Genomic DNA, 21,016 nt, shown 5'->3' with positions numbered 1-21,016 from the left:
GGGGTTGCGGCAAGGGTGTGCGCGAATAAGGGGTTAGCGGCGAACCGCCGTGGCTTCGTTACGGATATAGGTCTGGACTTTGCCCAGATCGTTGGGCAGGACGATGTAATGTTCTGCCTTGCCCAGCAGTCCATCGAGGGCGGCGGGCATGGGCGGGCGGATGCCGATGGCCTTTTCCACCGCATCGGGGAATTTGGCCGGGTGGGCACAGGCCAGCGCCACGACTGGCACGGACGGATCGTCCCGTTTGGTCATCGCGCCGTACAGGCCAACGGCCGTATGCGGGTCGATCATCACACCGGATTGCAGGTAACAATCACGCATGGTTTGCAACGTGGTTTCATCGTCACAGCGTTGCGCGGTAAATTCGCGCTTGGCCTTCTGCATCGAATCCGGATTCATAATGAAGGCTTTTTGCACCTTGAAGGCATGCATCAGTTTCTTGAGGCCCTCATAATCCCGCCCCATCAGGTCGCAGAGATAGCGTTCAAAGTTGCTGGAAATCTGGATGTCCATGCTGGGGGACAAGGTCGGTGTGACCCGTTCCATCCGCATATCGCCCGTTTCAAAAAACCGGGTCAGGATGTCGTTCTTGTTCGTCGCCACAATCAATTGATCAATGGGCAGGCCGATACGGCGTGCGCACCACCCGGCATAAACATTGCCAAAATTCCCGGTGGGCACGGCGAAGGACACCGGGCGATGCGGCGCCCCCAACGCCAGCGCGGCGGTCGCGTAATACACGATCTGCGCCATGATGCGGGCCCAGTTGATGGAATTGATGGCGGACAAATTCAAATCCCCGCGCATTTTCGCGTCGCCCAGCATGGTTTTCACCATGGTCTGGCAATCATCGAACGTGCCTTCAACTGCGATGTTAAACACATTCGGGGCATCCACCGTTGTCATCTGGCGGCGTTGAATTTCCGACGTGCGGCCCTTGGGGTGCAGGATGAAGATGTCGATATTCTTACACTTGCGGCACGCCTCAATCGCGGCCGATCCGGTATCGCCCGATGTCGCGCCGATGATTGTCAGGCGCTGGCCCTTCTGTTCCAACAAATAATCGAACAGCCGACCAATAAATTGCAGGGCGTAATCCTTGAACGACAATGTGGGCCCGTGGAACAATTCCATGACCCATGCGCTCGGTCCCACCTGCACCAGCGGGGCCACGCAGGCATGGTCAAATGATCCGCCTTCATACGTGTCTTGCAGGATTTTAAACAACATTTCCGGCGGCACGGCTTTGCCGATAAACGGCGTCATGATTTCCATGGCCACGTTGGTATAGGGCGTGCCCGCCAGATGTGACAGCAGGTCGCGGTCGATCTCTGGCCACATGTCGGGGATATACAGCCCCGAATCGGGCGCCAACCCGGCCAGCATGACATCAGTAAAGGATTGTGGTGTGCCCGGACCCCGGGTGGAAACATAACGAATCATAGGATTATTTGAGCATAGACCGGACCCGGTTAAAAGAACCCGTATAACCATAAAAAAAGAAAAACCGCCCGGTCACAAAGGACCGATGGCGGCGAAGTTGGGTCAAAGTTCAGGACTAAAACCTTAGGAAAAGAAACAGGTGGCCCTCTCTATGCACGGGGTGGCGGGGTGGTTAACCGCTCGAAAATCATATCCATGCATTGCTGGTCGAAAATCTGGTCCTGCCACTGGTTCTGGTCCAGCTCGTTCGCCTTGATGTGCAGGCGGCCCCGGTCGGACACGATTTCCCAACAAGGCGGGTTTTGCAGGATCATATTGTCCAGCGCATGTTTGATATTGAAAATGATCGGCTGCTGCTGCCCGCCAATATCCAGACGCGGGCCCAGAACACGGTAGGACAGACCGATGCGTTGCAGGGCATAAAGCTGGTCCGGGTCCATGACGCAGACGCAATCGGTCAGGCCATTGTCCAGCGCCCCTTCGAATGCGGCGCGCAGAAGGCCCAGCGGTGCAAACGGAATGACCCGGCGAATAAACACCGTTGTGCCATCGGCATTCATGCGCACGGCCTGATCCTGTTCATTATAGCTGGGCAACACGCGGCCATCGCCCGGACGGCGGCGGAAATCCCGCGTCATGCACAGGCGGGACACTTCGCAGAAGCGATGCACCCGGTCCGGCATATGCAGCAAAGGGTGGTCACAGACGAATTGCAGCGGAAAACTGCTCAACGGGCGGTCCGTGCGCGGCATAACCACGCGCACCGTTCCAACCGGTTCATCCGTCATTTTGTGATACAGAAGATAGTGCAGCGAATTATCGTCAAACGCGTCTTTCTCCATCGCGCTGGTCGAGGCACCGCTGGTTTGTTCCATGTCGTTATCGACACAATAAATCTCGTATCGGAGACGGAACACAACTTCCTTCAGGGCATTGGTGTCTGCTTGAATAATGCGAAACGCTTTCTGGTACGCGGGATAGAAAGATTTGGATCGCACACTGTCCAGACATGTGGCCAGAAAATCCTGGGTCGACATGGTGGAAACCTCCAAATAAAACGGCTTCAGTACAAAATTTAATTTCACAAATAGTCCCAGCTTTATAATACGCGTTTATGCTTACGATTTTTTTAATTAAATCAAAGCGTTGTCGTAAATTTGATGGGGATTTTGCTAAAACACGATCCTTCGCAAAATGCGCATGGGCGCGGGCGGTGTAAGGGTGTTGAAAATAAATGGGAAAAAGCTGGGCGGGCGATGCGCCCTATCCTTCAAAAACAAGAAAGGCGGCCACTCATCTGGACCGCCTTCCTGGCATAGAACCCGGGCCGTACTGGCTCTTGCGGGTTCATGTCTTTGGATCAATCAGCGAGGAATTAGTGCTGATGACCATGCCCGTGGTGATGGCCATGACCGCCGCAGCACCCGCCTTGGGGTTTCTCTTCTGCTTCGGCCTTGCTGGCCCCACAACAGGATTCGTTCTTTTCCATACGCTGGGCATGCGCGCCACAGCAACCGGATTTTTGTGCGGTTTCGCCTTTGCCGCCGCCCAGCAATTCTTTGATTTTCGCAAACATGGTGTCCGTTCCCCTTTGAATGAATAGAATGGGATGGTCCGATTTTTGATTTGCCAGATCCGACATACTCAAACTTGGCGGATCAATCGTGGCCATCCCAGTAATGATATGGGGTTTCCATGGGGATCGGCAAGGGGATTCGCCAAAGCCCCATACGGTGGGATAGGGGGCATAGCCCCCTGAAAAGTCCTGTTTTTCCGCTTTTCTTTGACTTTTCCGGCCCCGCTCCTGTATGTATGCGCGCATGAGCGTTACATCCCATGCCACGAAATTTGCCGCCCCGCGCACCGACGCGGCCGGCCGCATTGCCTTGATCGGTCTCACCCTGCCCGAAATGATCGCGGCGCTGGAGGAACATGGCCTGCCCAAATTCCGCGCGAAACAGGTTTGGCACTGGGTTTACCACCGCGGCGTGACGGATTTCGAGGCGATGACCAATCTGCCGCGTGACCTGCGCGATACGCTCATCGAAAAATTCTCCATCGAACGCCCCGGCGTGATGACGGAGCAAAAATCCACCGACGGTACGATGAAATGGCTGCTGGTCATGGCGGATGGGCAACAGATCGAAATGGTCTTCATTCCCGAATCCGATCGCGGAACGCTGTGCGTATCATCGCAAGTGGGCTGCACGCTGACCTGCCGCTTCTGCCACACGGGCACGCAACCTTTGGTCCGTAACCTTGGCCCCCATGAAATCCTGCAACAAATTATGTATGCCCGCGACGTTCTGGGCGAATGGCCGGTTGCGGGGGAAAAGAAAGACGCGAACCAGGGCCGTGACCTGACCAACATCGTTTTGATGGGCATGGGCGAACCGCTGTACAACTACGCCAACGTGGCGAAGGCGATGCAGATTTGCATGGACGAAGAAGGTCTGGGCATTTCCAAACGCCGTATCACCTTGTCCACCTCCGGCGTCGTGCCGCAGATCGTTCAATGTGGCGAAGAACTCAACGTCAATCTGGCCATTTCCCTGCACGCGCCGAACGATGCGGTGCGCAGCGAGATTATGCCGATCAATAACAAATACCCGTTGGCCGACTTGCTGGACGCCTGCCGCAATTATCCGGGCCTCAGCGATAATCGCCGCATCACGTTCGAATATGTGATGTTGAAAGACGTGAATGATTCCGACGATCAGGCCCGCGAGCTGGCGCAATTGCTGCGCGGTATTCCGTGCAAGGTCAATTTGATCCCGTTCAACCCGTGGCCGAACAGCCCGTATGAATGCTCCAGCGGCAACCGCATCCATGCCTTTGCCCGCATCCTGAACGGCGAAGGGTTTGACGCCCCGATCCGCAAAACCCGCGGGCAGGATATTCTGGCCGCCTGTGGCCAGTTGAAATCCGAAAGCCAACGGGCGAAGCCGACGACTTAACACTCTTCTTCTTGTCATTCCCGCGCAAGCGGGAATCCATACGATGCTGCATCGATGCCCTATGGATCCCCGTTTTCACGGGGATGACAGGTGAAAAACCCCAACAAAAAACCGCCGACCCATGGGGTGCGGCGGTTTGTTTTTGTGGGGTGTGTTGGATCAGTTCCCGACGGCGGACAATAACGTCACCGCGTCGATCACTTTCTTGCTGGCTTCACCGATCAGCAAGATATCCTTGTCCACCTGAACATATTGGTATCCGCGCGGGGGCGGGGACAGCAGGTCGCGCAAATCACGCGGCAAGGGCATAAACCGGACATCATCCGGCAACGGGTACCCGATGCGGTATTTCTTCGCAATGCCGGGCGGCAGGCATCCGTTATTCTTCTTCGCCAATCCCGGTGGGCAATCCTTGCGGTAATTGCGGTTCAAATAATCGTTCAATGTGTGGCGATCCTTGTCACCGATCAAAATGCTGACCAGATCATCGTCGCCATGGCGGCCTTCATGCCCCCGGTCATCGCCGCGGTCCTCATGCTGGCTCTGGACATGCTCCGGCTTGCCATTGTCTTTGCCACCTTTCTCGGCCATGGCCACGGATGCAAACGCCCCCATAACCAACCCAGCCGCCATAAAGGCAACCAACCCGTGTTTCAAAATGGAACGCAGATCCATTGTTTGTGTGTATGCGGTCATGCCACGATTCTCCTCAAAACCTGATTCCGGGCCCATTCCGGCCCTCCTTCTTTCAGGGTGAGGCCCGTTTATGGCGAAAATAAGGGGCGGTTTCATAAATAAAAACAGGGGGATGCCAATGCGTCCCCCTGCGTTTAATCCCGCGATGGGTGGTGTTTCGGGCCTATTTCCCGGTCTTGTCATGGCCGCATGATTCATCATGCACATGGTCATGCCCGCAATCACCATGATCGTGGCTGTGGTCATGGCTGTGATCGTGGTCACAGCACGATCCATCGGCATGGTGGTGGTGATGCCCATGATGATGGTGGTTCCCCACACTCAACCCGGTCATGCCCCGAAACGCCGACCCCGGCATCGTGCTGGAACCCATCAGGCTGTTTTTAATGAAGTTGAATTTGCTGGTCATGTTTTTAGTCCTCTTCTTGTTGAGCTTTATGCCGCTTGTTCCATGGTGGCTATTTTGGCTTCAAGTTCTTGTATGAAGGCGTTGTATGCTTGTGTCATTCTTTCTTGCATAAGATTTATGTTGTTTTGAATTCTTTTGAACTCTCTTCTTGAAAGGCTTCTGTCAAGTTCTTCTCTCATGCATGAAAGGGCTGCATGAGTGGGTTGGCTTGATTCAGCAAACGCCTTCATGCCACTTTCTAAAAGCTTTATTCTCAAAAGAAGCTCTTTTTTATGTGCGGCATCACGTTGCTCAGAGTTTTTTTCAAAATCTAATACAGCGTTGTTGTATTGCTCTGTGTGAAGTTCCCATAGCTCTGGGACGTTTTTATTTTTATCGTTGTATTCGTCCATGTTCTGATTGGCAATTTTCATTGCTTCAAGGGCCATATCTATACCTTGTTTATGAAGGGCCACTTGACCAATGCACTCTTGCAATAGAAGCGCTTCTTTTCCTAAAGAAAAGAGCTGATCATTGTATTGGATAGAGAGTTTTGAATATATATCAATGACTTTTGGTGAGGCTATCATGAAGAGTTTGTAAAATTTTTCGCTATATTCTCTATCGTGATCTTCTGCGATCAATGACCCGTTTCTTAAAATGGATTGTATTTTGTTTTGGCAATAAGTTAAGTACTCGACCCCTCCAAAATAGGCCTCGCGAACGAGGGTGTGCTCACGTTCTTTTCTTCTTCTCGCGTTTTCGTAGAGATTGTTAAAAAATATGCCTAATAGGGTTATGGATGCGGCGCTGGTAGCGCCTATAACAGCCCATAATCCAGCCACGTTTTGGGGTTCTATTAAAGTCTCTAGCAAAGGCATGTCATCACTCCCACTCAATCGTCCCCGGTGGCTTGCTGGTAATATCATACGTTACCCGGTTAATCCCCGGCACTTCGTTGATAATCCGTGTGGCCACTTTGCCGAGGAAGCTGTGGTCGAAGGGGAAGTAGTCGGCGGTCATGCCGTCTGTGGACGTCACGGCGCGCAGGGCGCAGGCGTAGTCATATGTGCGGCCATCACCCATCACGCCGACGGTGCGGACGGGCAGCAGGACGACGAAGGCTTGCCAGATGGCGTCATACAGGCCGTGGCTGCGAATTTCTTCGAGGTAGACCGTGTCGGCCTTGCGCAGGATGTCCAGTTTCTCGCGCGTGATTTCGCCGGGAATACGGATGGCCAGGCCGGGGCCGGGGAAGGGGTGGCGTTTGACGAAGTCCGGGTGCATGCCAAGCGCAATGCCGAGCGCGCGCACTTCATCCTTGAACAATTCACGCAACGGTTCAACCAGTTTCAGCGTCATGCCCTCGGGCAGGCCGCCGACATTGTGGTGCGATTTGATGGTGACGCTGGGGCCGCCGGTGAAGCTGACCGATTCAATGACGTCGGGGTATAATGTGCCCTGCGCCAAGAATGTGGCATCGCCGACGCGGGCTTTGCACGCATCGAACACTTCGACGAAGCTGGCGCCGATAATCTTGCGTTTTGTTTCCGGGTCCGATACGCCCGCCAGACGCGTCAGGAATAATTCCGAGGCGTCTTCGTGGATCAGCGGAATGTTGTAATGTTCGCGGAACAGGCTCACGACCTGTTCGCTTTCATTCGCGCGCATCAATCCGGTATCGACATAGATGCAGGTCAATTGATCGCCAATCGCTTCGTGCAGCAGCACGGCGGTCACGGATGAATCGACGCCGCCGGACAGGCCGCAGATCACGCGCTCCTTGCCCACCTGTTTGCGGATTTTCGCGATCATTTCATCGCGGAACGAATCCATGGTCCAGTCGCCGGAGCAGCCGCAGATTTTGTGCGTGAAGTTTTTGAGAAGTTGCCCGCCATGCGGTGTATGCACTACCTCCGGGTGGAATTGCACGCCATAGAAACGGCGTTCATCATTGGCGATAAAGGCATAGGGCGCGCCGCTGGATTGCCCGATCACGGTAAATCCTGCGGGCAGTTTGGTGACGCGGTCACCGTGGCTCATCCACACTTGTTCCTTGGAACTGACGGTCCACAACCCATCGGTGATGGGGGACGGGGTGACGATGTCGATATGGGCGCGGCCAAATTCGCGCCCCCCATCCGATCCATCGGTTTCTGCATGGTGGCTTTCCACCTTGCCGCCCAGTTGTTCCACCATGGTTTGCTGGCCATAGCAGATGCCGAAGACGGGCACGCCCATGGCGAACACGCAATCGGGGGCGCGGGGGGACCCGGTTTCGGTCACGCTGGCCGGGCCGCCGGACAGGATGATGCCCTTCGGTCCAAACTCGTAAATCCGTTCATCGCTGGCCGCGTTAAACGGCCAGATTTCGCAATACACGCCATTTTCGCGCAAGCGGCGGGCGATCAATTGTGTGACTTGGGACCCGAAATCCAGGATCAAAATCCGGTCGTGATTCAGGGTCGGTTCAAGGGCGGCTTTGGCCGCGGCGAGATCATTTTGCATGGCAAAACATATAGACGAAATTTTACTGGAAACCAAGCATATTGCCTGTGCTATAAGGGGCTTATGACATTCTACAATGCCGATTTTGTGAGCCATCTTTTACCCGATCTTGTCGCCGCGACGGATGCGGCGGCGGTGCAAAATGTGCGTTCGGGCCATGGCGGGCCGTTTGGGGCATCGCTGTCGGTTTATAACCGTGACAATGGCGCGCTGGTGCCCGTGGCCGGGCCGGTGTGTAACGCCGTTTTGGAAACGGGTCTGGCCGGGGCGCATGCCGAGGATCAGGTGCTGCAACCCACTGTGCTGCGCACGCTGCGCGATACGCTCAAAACCGTTGGGCGCGATCATGCGATTGTCGTTCTGGCCTCCAGCGGGGAAAGCTGCCCGGCCTGTTATTCCAAAATCGAAATCGTGGCGCGCGCGTTGATGGCGGAGGGGTTGATCGCAGCCGGAGCCTTTGTTCTCGCCTATGGCGCATCGTATGAAGATACGCGCGTGGTGGCCGGTTTTAACGATGAACCCTATCACGCCGACATGGCCGGACCGCTGGAAAACCGCATGATTCCGTGTGTGCGCGGTGATGTGACGTTGCCGGTTTCGGCGCGTGTTGTGACACCGGATGGAACAATTTATGACGGGGCCGATGCCCGCGCGAGCGCGCAGACGCCGCTGTTCACCCCGGAGATTCAGGCAATCTACACCGCCTGCCGGGCGCAGAAAAAAGGTGGCGTGGATGAACCGTGGAATTTGCGGCAGGCAGTGTTGTACACCACCGCCCCCATGATCGGGCCGCTGATGTACGCGGAATCGCAATGGGCGAATATCGGGCGCATCGTGCAATGTGACGGGCCGCCCGTACCGGCCGAGGCCCCGGATGCGACCAACGATGCCCTGTTCGCTGTGGTGGCCGCCCGGCCCTATAACGGGCCACAGGCGGCGGTGCATGTCGTGCGGGTCACGCCCTTTGCCAATCTGGCCCAGCATGAATGGGCGCGGCTGAGCGCGGCGGGGCAGGTTGCGCATTATAACGGGATTGAAGCCTGATCTTCTTTGCTGCACGTGCGAAATTTGTTTGACAATCCGCACCCCCATTTTCTATAACCACAACCGTTAATAGAGAATCCCCATGCCGAGGCCCGCAAAGAGGCACCGCTGGCGGACCATGAAGGATGTGGCATGATGACCAAGACCCTGAACACCCAGAGCCTGACCCTGATTTTCGCCCGCGCCGATCAGGCCCCGGTGCAGATCAACGTGGCCGACATTGCCGCCATCAGTGTGGTGAAGAACACGGACATTCATTCCCTGCACATGAAAAACGGCGATACGCATTTTGCCGTGGCCGGGCCTGCGGCGGATACGCTGGCGCGGATGGATGTGAAAACCATTTCCATGCGCGCGCCGTTTGGGGATGTGGTTCACATCGTGGCCGATGCGATTGAATCGGTTGGGCCGAATGCGCGGTGTGAAGACGATTCCATCCGTGTGGGCGTGATGGGCGGGCATACGCTGCCCGTCTTGGGGCAACAGAAGGATTTGTTCCAGAAGCTGGTTCGCTAGAATATATTTTCGTCATTCCCGGCGGAGCGAAGAACGCCGCAGGCGTTCTGGAGCGACGGGAAGGGAATCCGGCATGATGTGTGAGCACGCTTTTAGCGTGCTCTCTTTTTAATCTGGATCCCCGCTCGGCGTTCCGATGCGCCAAGGGGCGCGTCTCCACTGGTCGGGGATGACGGTATGGGATTAGTGTGCGAGCGTTGCCTGCGGCCAGAACGGTGATGCCGGGTTGCGCAGTTCGTTGTCCGAGAATCGTGATTCGATCTTTGCCAGCGTTTTCTTATCAATGCTGTGGTGACCATCCAGAACCAACGGGGCCACGTAAACCGCTTGGCATTCGCCTTCGGCTGTTTTGCGGAACATGACGCTGGGCGGTGTTGTGTCGATGGCAACGCGTTTGGCGTGGTCTTTGGCCTGACGGGCGGTCTGCACGATAATTTTTGCAGCTTCGGTCAGTTGGGCATCGTGGCGCATACATTCATGCGGGGCTTTGTGCATTTCATCGCCAGACAAGAATGCGGCGAAGGCGCGCGCCTGACCAAACATGGTCGTGCACAATTCATCTTTGCCAAATTTGTGGAACGGGACCAGCGGTTCGATCATCGTCAGATAAGAGCGTTCGCTCAGTTTGATATGGCAGAACACGCGCGGCAAATGTGGGTTGTTCTCATGGCAGCGGCAGGCCTCGGCAAAGGCGGTCGCGACCTCTGGAACATGGGACAGGCGGAAGAGATGTGATTCATCCGGTGACATCAGAAGCCCTTGGCTTTCTGCAACCCAAATATATCCGGATTCTTCCTGCAAACTTTGTGCGGCTTGGGCAACGGTTTTGCCCATCAGATTTCTCAACTGTGCTGCCATGATCGATGAAATTCCTACGCCATTCTTTGTTGCGACGTTGTTCGAAATATCACACATTTTTACGCTCTTATGGAAAACTCTACAAGGGTTTGTTGTTTTACTGTTCTAAATCAGGGGCTTGCGTACCTTTGCGGCGCAGAATTGCGGCGAAAAACCCGTCCGTGTTGTGGCGGTGCGGGGACAGGCGCATAAAGGGCGCGCCCGGTTTGGCGGCCAGTTTGCTGCCCATGTCCGGCAACGCCTCGGCAATCGGCCAGATTTCAAAATCCGGGTGGCGGGCCAGAAACGCTTCGATCTGGTCTTCGTTCTCACGTGGCAGGATGGAGCAGGTGGCATACACCAACCGTCCGCCCGGTTTCACCGCACCGGCGACCTTGTCCAGAATTTCGGCTTGCGTCTGCACCAGCGCATCCAGCGACGGGCCAAAGGCGCGCCAGCGTGTATCCGGGTTGCGACGCCATGTGCCCGTGCCACTGCACGGCACGTCGGTCAAAACGACATCAAATGTTTCCTTCTGACGGCGCAGCCATTTGCGATGACGTTCATCGGACAATGGGCGGATCTCGATAATATCGCTGGCATGGGCGCGGCGGAACCGCGGACGGGCGCGTTCCAATCGGGCTTCTTCCAGATCCATGGCAACGATGCGGCCCTTCGGGCGGCGCTCAATCTGCATGGCGTTGATCAACGCCAGCGTCTTACCGCCAGCCCCGGCGCAATAATCCAGAACCTGCGAACCCGGTTTGGCATCGCACAGATACGCAATCAATTGCGATCCTTCATCCTGAATTTCGACGTGACCTTTGGTAAAGGCCTTTGTTTTCGACAGGAAGGCTTTGTTCCGCGCGCGCAATGTCCATGGGCATAACGGCGCATCATCAACTTCAACGCCGTCCTTCGCCAGCGAGGCGCGCACCGCGTCGCGGTCCGTGGCCAGCAGGTTGACGCGCAGATCCAGCGGTGCCGATGTCAGCATCGCTTCCATCTCCGCCGCGAAGTCAGATCCCCACAGGTTGCGCAACGCATCTTCGTGCTGCGGCGGGCATTCGACGCGGATGGCTTCCGGCATGTCCGGGTGGTTCATCGTGTGGCCAGTCGCCGCACGGATCAATTTGATTTCGTCGTCGTTCAGTTCTTCGGGGTCGTATTTGCCACCGTTGAACATTTTTTCCAAACGCGGACCGTCGACATTTTCGCCCAGCATCATCCACAAAATCGCGCGCGCGCGGTTGGTGTCCGGTGCGGACAGGTGATCCATCCACCAGTTCAGGCGCGCCTTGGCGCGGACCATGTTGTACAGGCGTTCAACAATATCCGCCCGGTCCTTGGAGCCGATATACCGGCGGAAGCGCATATAGTCGCCCACCGTGCCATCCATAGGGATGCGGCTATGATCGATTTTGTCCAGAATGTCTAAAACGGCCTTGAGCCGTGCGCCCGGTGTCATGATGGGCGGGTTTTGCCACAGATGGACGCGGAAAGTACAGGAAATTCGGTGCAAAATGAAAAACCCCGCCGTTGGGCGGGGTTTTTGCATCGGTTGGGCGGTAAAGCCCGGGTCCGAAATTATTCAGCAGCCGGAGCTTCTGTTGCCGGAGCGTCAGCAGCCGGGGCTTCCATGGCCGGAGCAGCTTCTGCCGGAGCAGCAGCTTCTTCTTTAACCAGTTTGCCTTCTTTAACGTTCAGGGTCTGGCCGTCAACGGTTTTGTGTTCGCCATCCGGAGCAGCCGTGCGGTTGCCATCTTTGTCCAGAACGAATACAGCGTCAGCTTCAACAACAACGCTCGTGCCATCAGCCAGGGTGTAGGTCAGGATGGTTGCTTCTTCAGCAACAGCCGGAGCAGCAACTTCAGCAGCCATTTCAGCTTTCATTTCGGTTGCCGGGGCAGCGTGGTCGTCAGCTTTCGCAGCAACCGGGGCAGCCAGAACAACAGCAGCAGTCAATACACTCAACAGAGCCTTCATAATATGTGTCCTCCTCAGGAACAAATGTGCGGTATGCGATTCCAATATAGGATTTGATGATGAATACAAAGTGAAAAAATGGGCTTAGTCATTGAATGTCATGAGAAAATCACAATTGAGCGGCCCCTGACACAATGCCGCCACAATCCAGCGCCCGATTATGCAGAATCTGCTTTTTTTGTTGCCAGAATCGGTCTGGTGTCGCGCCACGCGAAGCAGACTTCGCGCGCCTTGCGTGATCCGGCCTCGATATCGCGCTTGCCGATTCGCTGCGCGCCCAGTGTTGTGTAAAAGGCGCCCGCGCGCTTGTTGGCCTCCAGCGCCCACAAACACATGGATTTGTGTTTCATGGCCAGCAGCGATTCGGTGGCGGCCTGCATCAGTTTCAGGCCATGCCCCTGCCGCCAATGTTCCGGCAAGATATAGATGGCATAGATTTCCGCCGTATAAAGCGGGCGGATCAGCGATACGCCGGGGGGTGGGGTTTTCAGTTTGCCGAAGCTGACCACGCCCACGGGCGTTCCATCGGGCAGGCAGGACACCAGCGCGCCAAACCCGTCACTGTCCAGCCATTCGCGCCATTTACCGCGATATTCGTCCTCGGTCTTCGCCGCCAGCCATTCCGGGTCCACCAACCCGTCATAGGTCGCATGAAAACCGCTGACCAAAATACGGGCCAAAACGTCAATATCATCGTGTGTCGCGGCGCGAATTGTCATGCTATCCATTCGAACTATATCCTTAGGCGTGTATAGTGACGGTCAGTTTAATCACAAAAACAAAGGAAACCCAAACCATGAATACAAAAACCCTTTTGATCGTTGTGACCATCATCTTGATCGGTGTTGTCGGTTATGTCGGGTATCAAGAAACCCAGAAACCCAAAACACCGGCCGAAAAAATGGAAGCCGCGATGGAGCAGGCCGGCGATGCCATTGGCGAAGCGGTCGAAGATGCTGGCGAAGCCATTCAAGAATCCGCCCCCGCCCAACCGGCGCAGTAATTTTTTTAAATTTGAAAAAAACAGCGGCGGCTTTATGCCCCGCTGTTTTTTTGTAACCACAGATGGACACGGATCAACACAAATGAAATCCGTCATACCGGCGAAAGCCGGTATCTTCTGCCGCCATCACAGTTCAAAAATTTTTCTTAACCTCAGGAAGATCCCGGCCTGCGCCGGGATGACGAAGATCAAATCCGTGTTGATCCGTGCCCATCTGTGGTTTTTCTTTTATTCACTCTGCCGGTAATTCGGGGCTTCCTGTGTGATGGTGACATCATGCACATGGCTTTCGCGGTATCCGGCCCCGGTCATGCGCATAAATTCGGCGCGTGCGTGCATGGCGGCGATGGTTTCGCATCCGGTGTATCCCATCGCGGCGCGCAGGCCGCCGACCATCTGGTGCAATACGTTACCCACCGGGCCTTTATACGGCACGCGGCCCTCAATCCCCTCGGGGACCAGTTTCTGTTCCTGTGTCACGGCCCCTTGGAAATACCGATCCGCCGATCCGCGCACCATGGCGCCAACCGATCCCATGCCGCGATAGGATTTGTAGGATCGCCCCTGATACAACACCACTTCACCCGGCGCTTCGTCGGTTCCGGCGAACAATCCGCCCATCATGACGCAATCGGCTCCGGCGGCGATCGCCTTGGCCATGTCGCCGGAAAATTTAATGCCGCCATCGGCAATCACGGGAATGCCGTGCGGGGCGCAGGCGGCGGCGACATCCATAATGGCGGTCAGTTGCGGCACGCCCACACCGGCGACAATCCGCGTGGTGCAGATGGACCCGGGACCAATGCCGACCTTCACCGCATCCACGCCCGCATCGATCAATGCGCGGGCCGCATCACCCGTGGCAATGTTGCCGGCGATAATCTGCATATCGCCCTTCACCGCGTTGCGCACGCGGCGCACGGTGTCCAGAACGTTTTTCGAATGGCCATGCGCGGTGTCGATGACCAGAACATCCAGCCCCGCATCCTCCATCATCACGGCGCGGTGCAATCCGGTTTCGCCCGTGCCCACGGCGGCCCCGACCAGCAAACGGCCCACGCGGTCTTTGCTGGCCTGCGGGTTCAAATCCGATTTTTCGATGTCCTTCACTGTGATCAACCCGGTGCAACGCCCGGCATCATCCACGACCAGCAATTTTTCAATGCGGTGTTTGTGCAGCAGGCGGCGCGCTTCATCGCGGCTGACATCGGCCGGCACGGTGATCAAATGATCGGCGGTCATCAATTCGCGCACGGGCTGGGCGGCGTTTTCGGCAAAGCGTACATCGCGGTTGGTCAGGATGCCGACCAGCTTGCCGCTTTTTTCCGTCACGGGAATACCGGAAATGCGATTATGCCGCATCAGGCGCAAAGCCTGTTCCAATGTTGCGTCCGGTTCAATCGTGATCGGGTTATCGACCATGCCGGATTCAAACCGTTTCACGCGGCGGACCATGTCGGCCTGTTGCTCTGGTGTCATGTTGCGATGAATGACGCCCAGCCCGCCCGCTTGTGCCAATGCAATCGCCATCTCGGCTTCGGTGACGGTATCCATCGCGGCGGACAGGACGGGAATGTTCAGGGCAATGGATTTGGTCAGCCGCGTGCGCGTATCCGCATCGGCGGGATGAATGTCGGATGCGCCGGGGACCAGCAACACATCATCAAACGTCAAACCTTCGCGCAGAACTTTATCGGCTTTGGGGGTGGTCTGGATGGCCATGGTCAAAATCCTTTTGGGGCACCGGGGGCGGGTGAATCTTGACGCTCATTTATAGAGCAGGGGGGTGGAATAGGCCAGCCGCAGAGGCCTGAAAGGACTCAATTATTTCCAATATTCTGGAAAACGCGAAATAAAATTACCCAAAATTGTGCAGATGCGAAATTCTGGATCAAATTTGCCAAAACCCCCTTTAAAACAGCGATTTTTGTACGCGCTGCGCTGCAACAGGCGTATCCTGTATTTGTCCACTTTGGATCGCACATAGAGGGTAAAACGATGCGTAAGTCATTCGATGAAGCCAATAAACAAACCAGCGCTGAGACGCCGGACATGTCCGCCGCCGAAGCGGTGATGACCAACATTTTCGACTGGGACTTTCACAAATCCTATGATGGCCAGCGCCTGGACCGCGAAGCGCGCAAGACGCTGGACAAATCCCTGCAAGCCAACATCCGCACCCTGTGCCCGAATTTGGGTGAAACGAACATCCTGTCCCATTATTCCGATCTGCTGATCGACGGTCATGCCGGCGGTTTGGATCAGGTGATGGAATTGACGGAAAAAGTGATCGATGCCTGCCTGCAAGCCCAGAACGGCGAGCGCAAAACGCTGAACGATCTGGATCGTTTCCTGGGTAAAAAACTGGAAAAAATGGAAAAACATTTCGGTTCTGGCGACGTGGTGGAAAGCATTCCGCTGCACGTTGTGGCCGACGCCATGGATTCCAGCGAACAAGGATCGAAATATCACGGCGCCTTCAAACAATCCGCGGATCTGAATACGATGCGCAAAATTGTCGATGAAATGCCGAAGGGGGCCGTCCAGAACAAGAAACCGGGCCTGTTCGATTTTCTGAAACGCTAAGCCGCAGTATTTTAAAAAACCCCGCCATTTGGCGGGGTTTTTTGTTATTCGCTGATGCCCTTGAACCCGGTGGCCACAACATATTGTTCGGCGGATTCTTTACGGCTGGCGTTGGGTTTGATGTGTTTGACGGATTTGAAATCGCGCTTCATGCGGGCCAGCAACTCGGCCTGCGTGCCGCCCTGAAACACTTTGGCAACGAAGCAGCCGCCCGGTTTCAAAACTTCCAATGCGAAATCATATGCGGCTTCGACCAGCCCCATGATGCGGATGTGATCGGTGGATTGGTGGCCCGTCGTGTTCGGGGCCATATCGGACAGCACCAGATCAGCCGGGCCGTCCAGCGCCGTGACCAAGGCTTCGGGCGCATCGTCATTCATAAAATCCATCTGCAGGAACGCAATGCCCGGCAACGGATCGATGGGCAGCAGATCAAGGCCCACCACATGCGCGCCCTTGGCCGCGGCCACCTGGGACCAGCCGCCCGGTGCGGCACCCAGATCGATGACGTTCATGCCCTTGCGGATCAGGCCCAATTGTTCGTCCATTTCGACCAGCTTGAACGCCGCGCGGGAGCGGTAGCCCGCCTTCTGGGCTTCCAGCACGTAAGGATCGTTCAACTGGCGTTGCAGCCAGCGGCGGGAGGAGAGTTTCAAGCTCTTGTTCTTGACCTTCACATTGCGCTGGTTGCCGCGCAAATTGCCCGTACCGGAGCCTGAACCCGTACCCGAGCCGGAACCTTTTTTCTCAGTCATCTTAAAACACCATCGCAAGCATCGAAACACAGAGGCCCAGTACATACAGGGACAAGGTCGCTGCTAGAAAGATTACGCCCCTTGTATGCGGGGAAAAGTGCGCCAATACAAGAAAAACCCCTATTAACAGGCCATAAATGATCAATCCGCGTTCATACAGACCCATATCGAGCCAGTGGAGGATGCCATCCCCCTTGCCGATCGACTCCATAATCTCGATTTGTGTCCGTAAGGTTAGGACACAGGCTAGAATGAAGGCGAGACTCTTCAAAACCTGACCGCGGTGAACCACCACCAAGGCAATCGGGATCCAGATCAGATCAATCCATTGATAGAGAAGGGCGGTCATATTAGAGTTGGGGGTCCGTTCGGGCTGGCATTGCGTCATCTTTGCACCATATTTATCAGAAATGCTGGGATTCATGAAATTGTTCCGTCGTCGCGGGGTGCGCCCTGTTCTGGGTTTTGTGATGTTGACCGGGCTGTTGCTGGGCACGGTCGGGGACAGTTTTGCGCAAAACAGCCCCACCTTGATTCGCGATACGGAAATTGAAAAAACCATCAAAATATGGACCGAACCCGTGGTTCTGGCCGCCGGGCTGGACCCGAAATCGGTCAATTTCATTCTGGTGCAGGATTCCAGCCTGAACGCCTTCGTCGCCGGGGGGCAGAATGTTTTTATCTATACCGGCTTGATTCAACGCACAAAAACGCCGGAAGAATTGATCGGCGTCATCGCCCACGAATTGGGCCACATCAGCGGCGGGCATTTGATCCGCACCCGGCAGGCCTTGGAAGAAGCATCCTATGAAACCATTCTGGGTGCCCTGATCGGGATTGGCGCAGCCATTGCCACGGGTGATGGCGGGGCGGCCGGGGCCGTGTCGATGGGGTCGCGGTCGATGGCGGAACGGCGCTTTATGGCGTTCAGCCGGGTGCAGGAATCCAGCGCGGACCAAGCAGGCCTGTCTTATATGTCCAAGGCGGGCATGAACGGGGCCGGGTTCCTCAGCTTTATGAAACAGATGGAAAATGAAGAATTGCTGCCCGCCAGCCAGCAATCTGAATATGTCCGCACCCACCCGCTGACCCGCGACCGGATTCAGGCTGTTGAAACGGTGTTGCAGGGGAACAGCTTTGACAACGCCAAGCCCGTGCCTGCGGTCTGGAACGAAGACCACGCCCGCATGATTGCCAAGCTGGTCGGCTTTATCACGCCGGAACAGGTGCCATGGGTCTATGCCGACCGGGATACATCGATGGCCGCGCGTTATGCCCGCGCCATTGCCGCCTATCGCCAGAACCGCGTCAATGACGCGCTGAGCCAGATGGATGCGTTGCTGAAGGACGAACCGGAAAACCCGTATTTCAACGAACTGAAAGGCCAGATGCTGGTCGATTTCGGCAAGGTGAAAGAGGCGGTGCCGTTCTATCGCAAAGCCGTGACGCTGGATTCCAATGCGCCGTTGTTGCGCGTTTCCTACGCCCATGCGCTGATTGAATCGAATGCGTCGCTGGATGAAGCGATCACCCAGTTGCAGAAAGCCCTGCGCACCGAAACGCGCTCGCCGCGCGTGCATCGCCTGTTGGCCACCGCTTACGGGAAACAGGGCAATGACGCGATGGCCCGTCTGCATCTGGCCGAGGAAGCGCTGCTGCAACGAAATAACGACTATGCAAAACGTCAGGCCGAAGTGGCCGCACAAGGCTTGAAAAAAGGCTCCGCCCCCTGGATTCGGGCGCAGGATATCCTCAGCCATGTTGAACAAAGCACCGATAAAGACTAAAACTTAAACCGACTTGTTTCACGCGAAAGGACATGCCCGTGACATTCTCCTCCAAACTGCGCCTCTCCGCCGTTGCTGTTTCCGTTCTGGCCGTATCGGTCGCGGGCTTTGCCCTCGTCCCGCACGCCGCGACGAAGGATGCGTTTACCACCGATCAAAAAGCGGCCCTGAACGAAATCATCCATGATTACCTGATGGAAAACCCGGAAGTGATCATGCAGGCCGTGGCCCAGCATCAAGTCGATCAGGAACAAGCGCAGGTCGATGCGATGAAAGATCTGATCGTGACGAAAAAAGACGCATTGTTCAACGATGCGGGCAAGCCGGTTGCGGGCAACCCAAAGGGCAACATCGTGATCGCCGAATTTTATGATTACAATTGCGGATACTGCAAACACGCCTTCACCGACATGGCGCAAATTCTGGAATCGGACAAGGACGTGAAATTCGTCATGATCGATTTCCCGATCCTGTCGGAAACGTCCCACATGGCCGCGAAATATGCATTGGCTGCCGGGAAGCAGGGCAAGTATTTCGAAATGCACTCCCGCCTGATGAAGCTGAGTGGCCAGATGCGCGAAGAGCAGGTGCAGGATATTGGCAAGGATCTGGGGCTGGATGTTGAGAAGATGAAAAAGGATGCCGCCAGCGCCGACGTGGCCAAGCAGATCGAATCCAACATTGCGCTGGCCCGTGAACTGGGCATCAGCGGTACGCCGGGCTTCGTGATCAACGAAACGCCGGTGCGCGGCTATCTGGGGCTGGAAGGCATGCAAGCCATCATTGCCGAAGAACGCGCCAAGCTGGACAAGAAAAACTAAGAACCAAATAACGCCGAAAGACCGGTGGGGGGCATAATGCGACGTATCCTTGTGTGGGGTTTGGGCGGTTTCGCGATCCTGCTGGTCTTTCTGGCGGCATCCATGACGATGCGGACATTGTCATGGAAAAAAACACAATCCCACATTACCCAAGCCGTCGCCGGGCAGGTGATGCACGCGGCGGACAGCAAAAACCCCGTTATTCGTGTGGTCGCCCTGACCCGTTATGGCAGTTGCGATGCCTGCACACAGGCGCATCAGGCGCTGGCGCAGGCTTTGGCCGATCTTGGTGCGGGCGCGGGGGATATTCAGGTTATTGTCCAACCCGTTCCGCTGTCTGACCCGCATAATCAGCGTCTGGCCCGTCTGGCGCTGGCCGCCGGGTTGCAGGATAAATTCGCGCCGTTTAATGACGCATTGATGAATTATGACGGCGCGTTGACCGATGATGTCGTCAAAACGCTGGCGGCGGGTGCCGGGGTCGATTTCGATCAATTGAATGCCGATATGAATGACCCGCGCGTCGATGATGCGCTGAATGCGGGGCGTGCCTTGATGGATGCGGTGAAGCCGCCGGCATTACCATCCTTTGTGTTTAATGATCATCTGGTCTTCGCGCCGCCAAAAGATGGCGTGTTCAAGCCCGGCGATTTTATCGCCTTCTTTAATCATGTCCGTACAACACTATCCCAATAAAGGATCAATCATGAAAATGCGTTCCGCTGCCCTGACTGCTTTGATGCTCAGTGTTCTGTCTTCTGCGGCGTATGCCGATGTGATCGTGCATGATGCGTACAGCTTTGCCACCGTATCCGGAACCAAAACCGGCGCGGTGTTTTTGACCGTTGGCGCGGATGCGGCGGATCGTTTGATTGGGGCTGAAACGCCGGTCACCAAACGCGCGGAACTGCACACGCATGCCAATGATAATGGCATCATGAAAATGCGCAAAACCGATGGTTTTGATGTGAGCGCGGATGAGGGCGTCGCCCTGAAACCGGGTGGAAACCACATCATGCTGATGGATCTGTCTGAGCCGTTGGTGAAGGATCAGACCTTCCCTTTGACGCTGGTGTTTGAAAAAGCGGGCAAGGTTGAAACGACCGTTCTGGTCCGCGCCGCGGGCGATGTTCCAGCGGATCATGACCATGGGCATGATCATGGCGATGACCACACGGGACACGCGCACTAAATGAAAAAAATTCTGGTCCTCAATGGGCCGAACCTGAACATGCTGGGGCGGCGTGAACCGGATATTTACGGCACGACGACGCTGGCCGATATCGAGGCGCTGTGCCGTGCGGCGGGGGACAAGGCGGGGCATGAGATTGATTTCCGCCAATCCAATCACGAAGGCGTTCTGGTGGATTGGATTCAGGACGCGGCCCATGACCCGGATCTGGTCGGCGTGGTGATCAACGCGGCGGCCTATACCCATACATCGGTGGCGATCCATGACGCGCTGAAGATTTTGCACGTCCCGGTGGTGGAGGTGCATCTGTCCGACCCGTCCACGCGGGAGCCGTTTCGCCACATTTCCTATGTCGAACCGGTCGCTTCGGCCGTGTTCAAAGGGATGGGGCCGCAGAGCTATCTCCTTGGAATTGAACACTTATTGTCAAATTGACAGGGGGGAGGGTGCGGTTCCCCTTTGACATTTCCCCCATCCTTCTGTAAGCAGATGCA

General features: G+C 55.9%; 24 protein-coding genes. 11 read left to right on the top strand and 13 right to left on the bottom strand.

The genetic code is table 11. The annotated features are described in order from the left end of the window. Nucleotides 1-33 precede the first annotated feature (33 nt). Both thrC and ACSC94_RS09125 read right to left on the bottom strand, forming a co-directional pair. On the bottom strand, nt 34-1,446 hold the full coding sequence (thrC, locus tag ACSC94_RS09130) for a threonine synthase (protein WP_435640530.1): 1,413 nt from the start codon (nt 1,444-1,446) through the stop codon (nt 34-36). 149 nt (nt 1,447-1,595) lie between these two features. Then, the gene (locus ACSC94_RS09125; protein WP_435640529.1) at nt 1,596-2,483 is read right to left on the bottom strand and encodes a PEP-CTERM/exosortase system-associated acyltransferase; all 888 of its coding nucleotides are present in this window, start codon (nt 2,481-2,483) and stop codon (nt 1,596-1,598) included. Between the two features lie 197 nt (nt 2,484-2,680). On the opposite strand from ACSC94_RS09125, the gene ACSC94_RS09120 reads away from it, so the two are divergent. Further along, entirely contained in the window at nt 2,681-3,049 is a 369-nt protein-coding gene (locus ACSC94_RS09120) for a hypothetical protein (RefSeq protein WP_435640528.1), read from the top strand. Nucleotides 3,050-3,266: 217 nt separating this feature from the next. Next, nucleotides 3,267-4,403, top strand: a complete 1,137-nt coding sequence (gene rlmN, locus ACSC94_RS09115) for a 23S rRNA (adenine(2503)-C(2))-methyltransferase RlmN (protein ID WP_435640527.1) — start codon at nt 3,267-3,269, stop codon at nt 4,401-4,403. A gap of 159 nt (nt 4,404-4,562) precedes the next feature. Here rlmN and ACSC94_RS09110 read toward each other — a convergent pair whose 3' ends face one another. The 4 genes from ACSC94_RS09110 to guaA form a co-directional block, all read right to left on the bottom strand. Then, complete coding sequence (locus ACSC94_RS09110) at nt 4,563-5,099, bottom strand: hypothetical protein (protein ID WP_435640526.1); 537 nt, start codon at nt 5,097-5,099, stop codon at nt 4,563-4,565. 163 nt (nt 5,100-5,262) lie between these two features. Next, on the bottom strand, nt 5,263-5,508 hold the full coding sequence (locus tag ACSC94_RS09105) for a hypothetical protein (protein ID WP_435640525.1): 246 nt from the start codon (nt 5,506-5,508) through the stop codon (nt 5,263-5,265). A 26-nt stretch (nt 5,509-5,534) separates the two neighbouring features. After that, complete coding sequence (locus ACSC94_RS09100) at nt 5,535-6,368, bottom strand: hypothetical protein (RefSeq protein WP_435640524.1); 834 nt, start codon at nt 6,366-6,368, stop codon at nt 5,535-5,537. Nucleotides 6,369-6,372: 4 nt separating this feature from the next. After that, nucleotides 6,373-7,995, bottom strand: a complete 1,623-nt coding sequence (gene guaA, locus ACSC94_RS09095) for a glutamine-hydrolyzing GMP synthase (RefSeq protein WP_435640523.1) — start codon at nt 7,993-7,995, stop codon at nt 6,373-6,375. 63 nt (nt 7,996-8,058) lie between these two features. Here guaA and ACSC94_RS09090 point away from each other — a divergent pair, with 63 nt between their 5' ends. Both ACSC94_RS09090 and ACSC94_RS09085 read left to right on the top strand, forming a co-directional pair. Further along, nucleotides 8,059-9,039: a hypothetical protein gene (locus ACSC94_RS09090; protein WP_435640522.1), complete on the top strand. Its 981-nt coding sequence runs from the start codon at nt 8,059-8,061 to the stop codon at nt 9,037-9,039. A 132-nt stretch (nt 9,040-9,171) separates the two neighbouring features. Next, nucleotides 9,172-9,555 (top strand): hypothetical protein, encoded by a 384-nt coding sequence (locus tag ACSC94_RS09085; protein ID WP_435640521.1) that lies wholly within the window; start codon nt 9,172-9,174, stop codon nt 9,553-9,555. A gap of 183 nt (nt 9,556-9,738) precedes the next feature. Here ACSC94_RS09085 and ACSC94_RS09080 read toward each other — a convergent pair whose 3' ends face one another. From ACSC94_RS09080 to ACSC94_RS09065, 4 genes are all read right to left on the bottom strand, one after another. Beyond that, on the bottom strand, nt 9,739-10,470 hold the full coding sequence (locus tag ACSC94_RS09080) for a hypothetical protein (protein ID WP_435640520.1): 732 nt from the start codon (nt 10,468-10,470) through the stop codon (nt 9,739-9,741). Nucleotides 10,471-10,510: 40 nt separating this feature from the next. Next, nucleotides 10,511-11,860, bottom strand: a complete 1,350-nt coding sequence (locus ACSC94_RS09075) for an RsmB/NOP family class I SAM-dependent RNA methyltransferase (protein WP_435640519.1) — start codon at nt 11,858-11,860, stop codon at nt 10,511-10,513. Nucleotides 11,861-11,979: 119 nt separating this feature from the next. Continuing rightward, complete coding sequence (locus ACSC94_RS09070) at nt 11,980-12,378, bottom strand: hypothetical protein (RefSeq protein ID WP_435640518.1); 399 nt, start codon at nt 12,376-12,378, stop codon at nt 11,980-11,982. A gap of 158 nt (nt 12,379-12,536) precedes the next feature. Continuing rightward, entirely contained in the window at nt 12,537-13,106 is a 570-nt protein-coding gene (locus ACSC94_RS09065) for an N-acetyltransferase family protein (RefSeq protein ID WP_435640517.1), read from the bottom strand. Between the two features lie 68 nt (nt 13,107-13,174). Here ACSC94_RS09065 and ACSC94_RS09060 point away from each other — a divergent pair, with 68 nt between their 5' ends. Next, a complete protein-coding gene (locus ACSC94_RS09060; protein ID WP_435640516.1) occupies nt 13,175-13,381 on the top strand; it encodes a hypothetical protein in 207 nt (68 codons plus the stop codon). A 228-nt stretch (nt 13,382-13,609) separates the two neighbouring features. On the opposite strand, the gene guaB is transcribed toward ACSC94_RS09060, so the two are convergent. After that, entirely contained in the window at nt 13,610-15,103 is a 1,494-nt protein-coding gene (gene guaB, locus ACSC94_RS09055; protein WP_435640515.1) for an IMP dehydrogenase, read from the bottom strand. A gap of 276 nt (nt 15,104-15,379) precedes the next feature. Here guaB and ACSC94_RS09050 point away from each other — a divergent pair, with 276 nt between their 5' ends. Beyond that, nucleotides 15,380-15,967 carry a hypothetical protein gene (locus ACSC94_RS09050; protein ID WP_435640514.1) on the top strand — a complete coding sequence of 196 codons (588 nt, stop codon included), beginning with the start codon at nt 15,380-15,382 and terminating at the stop codon, nt 15,965-15,967. A gap of 44 nt (nt 15,968-16,011) precedes the next feature. Here the strand turns inward: ACSC94_RS09050 and ACSC94_RS09045 are convergent, their stop codons facing one another. Together ACSC94_RS09045 and ACSC94_RS09040 are read right to left on the bottom strand one after the other, a co-directional pair. Beyond that, nucleotides 16,012-16,722, bottom strand: a complete 711-nt coding sequence (locus ACSC94_RS09045; RefSeq protein WP_435640513.1) for an RlmE family RNA methyltransferase — start codon at nt 16,720-16,722, stop codon at nt 16,012-16,014. Between the two features lies 1 nt (nt 16,723). Continuing rightward, the gene (locus tag ACSC94_RS09040; RefSeq protein ID WP_435640512.1) at nt 16,724-17,146 is read right to left on the bottom strand and encodes a hypothetical protein; all 423 of its coding nucleotides are present in this window, start codon (nt 17,144-17,146) and stop codon (nt 16,724-16,726) included. Between ACSC94_RS09040 and ACSC94_RS09035 the strand changes: the two genes are divergently transcribed. From ACSC94_RS09035 to aroQ, 5 genes are read left to right on the top strand one after another with little or no spacing between them, the layout of a single operon-like run. Beyond that, nucleotides 17,145-18,509 carry a M48 family metalloprotease gene (locus ACSC94_RS09035; protein WP_435640511.1) on the top strand — a complete coding sequence of 455 codons (1,365 nt, stop codon included), beginning with the start codon at nt 17,145-17,147 and terminating at the stop codon, nt 18,507-18,509. The genes ACSC94_RS09040 and ACSC94_RS09035 overlap by 2 nt on opposite strands. Before the next feature lie 38 nt (nt 18,510-18,547). Next, nucleotides 18,548-19,330 carry a DsbA family protein gene (locus ACSC94_RS09030; RefSeq protein WP_435640510.1) on the top strand — a complete coding sequence of 261 codons (783 nt, stop codon included), beginning with the start codon at nt 18,548-18,550 and terminating at the stop codon, nt 19,328-19,330. A 36-nt stretch (nt 19,331-19,366) separates the two neighbouring features. Then, a complete protein-coding gene (locus ACSC94_RS09025) occupies nt 19,367-20,026 on the top strand; it encodes a DsbA family protein (RefSeq protein ID WP_435640509.1) in 660 nt (219 codons plus the stop codon). Nucleotides 20,027-20,036: 10 nt separating this feature from the next. Further along, on the top strand, nt 20,037-20,522 hold the full coding sequence (locus ACSC94_RS09020) for a copper chaperone PCu(A)C (protein WP_435640508.1): 486 nt from the start codon (nt 20,037-20,039) through the stop codon (nt 20,520-20,522). After that, entirely contained in the window at nt 20,523-20,957 is a 435-nt protein-coding gene (aroQ, locus tag ACSC94_RS09015; protein ID WP_435640507.1) for a type II 3-dehydroquinate dehydratase, read from the top strand. It begins immediately after the preceding gene. The last annotated feature ends 59 nt before the right edge of the window (nt 20,958-21,016 follow it).

It is taken from the genome of Micavibrio aeruginosavorus (assembly GCF_051245535.1).
Classification (GTDB): Bacteria; Pseudomonadota; Alphaproteobacteria; order Micavibrionales; family Micavibrionaceae; genus Micavibrio; species Micavibrio aeruginosavorus_D.
Note: the sequence above shows the minus strand (reverse complement) of the source record. Positions and strands in the feature narration are given on the sequence as shown.

Excerpts from the sequence above, each read along its gene's own strand:
- ACSC94_RS09090 (WP_435640522.1), top strand. The coding sequence starts at position 8,059 with ATGACATTCTACAATGCCGATTTTGTGAGCCATCTTTTACCCGATCTT.
- rlmN (WP_435640527.1), top strand. The coding sequence starts at position 3,267 with ATGAGCGTTACATCCCATGCCACGAAATTTGCCGCCCCGCGCACCGAC.
- ACSC94_RS09060 (WP_435640516.1), top strand. The coding sequence starts at position 13,175 with ATGAATACAAAAACCCTTTTGATCGTTGTGACCATCATCTTGATCGGT.
- ACSC94_RS09020 (WP_435640508.1), top strand. The coding sequence starts at position 20,037 with ATGAAAATGCGTTCCGCTGCCCTGACTGCTTTGATGCTCAGTGTTCTG.
- thrC (WP_435640530.1), bottom strand. The coding sequence starts at position 1,446 with ATGATTCGTTATGTTTCCACCCGGGGTCCGGGCACACCACAATCCTTT.
- ACSC94_RS09085 (WP_435640521.1), top strand. The coding sequence starts at position 9,172 with ATGATGACCAAGACCCTGAACACCCAGAGCCTGACCCTGATTTTCGCC.
- ACSC94_RS09050 (WP_435640514.1), top strand. The coding sequence starts at position 15,380 with ATGCGTAAGTCATTCGATGAAGCCAATAAACAAACCAGCGCTGAGACG.
- ACSC94_RS09070 (WP_435640518.1), bottom strand. The coding sequence starts at position 12,378 with ATGAAGGCTCTGTTGAGTGTATTGACTGCTGCTGTTGTTCTGGCTGCC.
- ACSC94_RS09110 (WP_435640526.1), bottom strand. The coding sequence starts at position 5,099 with ATGACCGCATACACACAAACAATGGATCTGCGTTCCATTTTGAAACAC.
- ACSC94_RS09120 (WP_435640528.1), top strand. The coding sequence starts at position 2,681 with ATGGGAAAAAGCTGGGCGGGCGATGCGCCCTATCCTTCAAAAACAAGA.
- ACSC94_RS09035 (WP_435640511.1), top strand. The coding sequence starts at position 17,145 with ATGAAATTGTTCCGTCGTCGCGGGGTGCGCCCTGTTCTGGGTTTTGTG.
- aroQ (WP_435640507.1), top strand. The coding sequence starts at position 20,523 with ATGAAAAAAATTCTGGTCCTCAATGGGCCGAACCTGAACATGCTGGGG.
- ACSC94_RS09065 (WP_435640517.1), bottom strand. The coding sequence starts at position 13,106 with ATGGATAGCATGACAATTCGCGCCGCGACACACGATGATATTGACGTT.
- ACSC94_RS09075 (WP_435640519.1), bottom strand. The coding sequence starts at position 11,860 with ATGACACCGGGCGCACGGCTCAAGGCCGTTTTAGACATTCTGGACAAA.
- ACSC94_RS09080 (WP_435640520.1), bottom strand. The coding sequence starts at position 10,470 with ATGTGTGATATTTCGAACAACGTCGCAACAAAGAATGGCGTAGGAATT.
- ACSC94_RS09125 (WP_435640529.1), bottom strand. The coding sequence starts at position 2,483 with ATGTCGACCCAGGATTTTCTGGCCACATGTCTGGACAGTGTGCGATCC.
- ACSC94_RS09045 (WP_435640513.1), bottom strand. The coding sequence starts at position 16,722 with ATGACTGAGAAAAAAGGTTCCGGCTCGGGTACGGGTTCAGGCTCCGGT.
- ACSC94_RS09100 (WP_435640524.1), bottom strand. The coding sequence starts at position 6,368 with ATGCCTTTGCTAGAGACTTTAATAGAACCCCAAAACGTGGCTGGATTA.
- ACSC94_RS09040 (WP_435640512.1), bottom strand. The coding sequence starts at position 17,146 with ATGAATCCCAGCATTTCTGATAAATATGGTGCAAAGATGACGCAATGC.
- ACSC94_RS09105 (WP_435640525.1), bottom strand. The coding sequence starts at position 5,508 with ATGACCAGCAAATTCAACTTCATTAAAAACAGCCTGATGGGTTCCAGC.
- guaA (WP_435640523.1), bottom strand. The coding sequence starts at position 7,995 with ATGCAAAATGATCTCGCCGCGGCCAAAGCCGCCCTTGAACCGACCCTG.
- guaB (WP_435640515.1), bottom strand. The coding sequence starts at position 15,103 with ATGGCCATCCAGACCACCCCCAAAGCCGATAAAGTTCTGCGCGAAGGT.
- ACSC94_RS09025 (WP_435640509.1), top strand. The coding sequence starts at position 19,367 with ATGCGACGTATCCTTGTGTGGGGTTTGGGCGGTTTCGCGATCCTGCTG.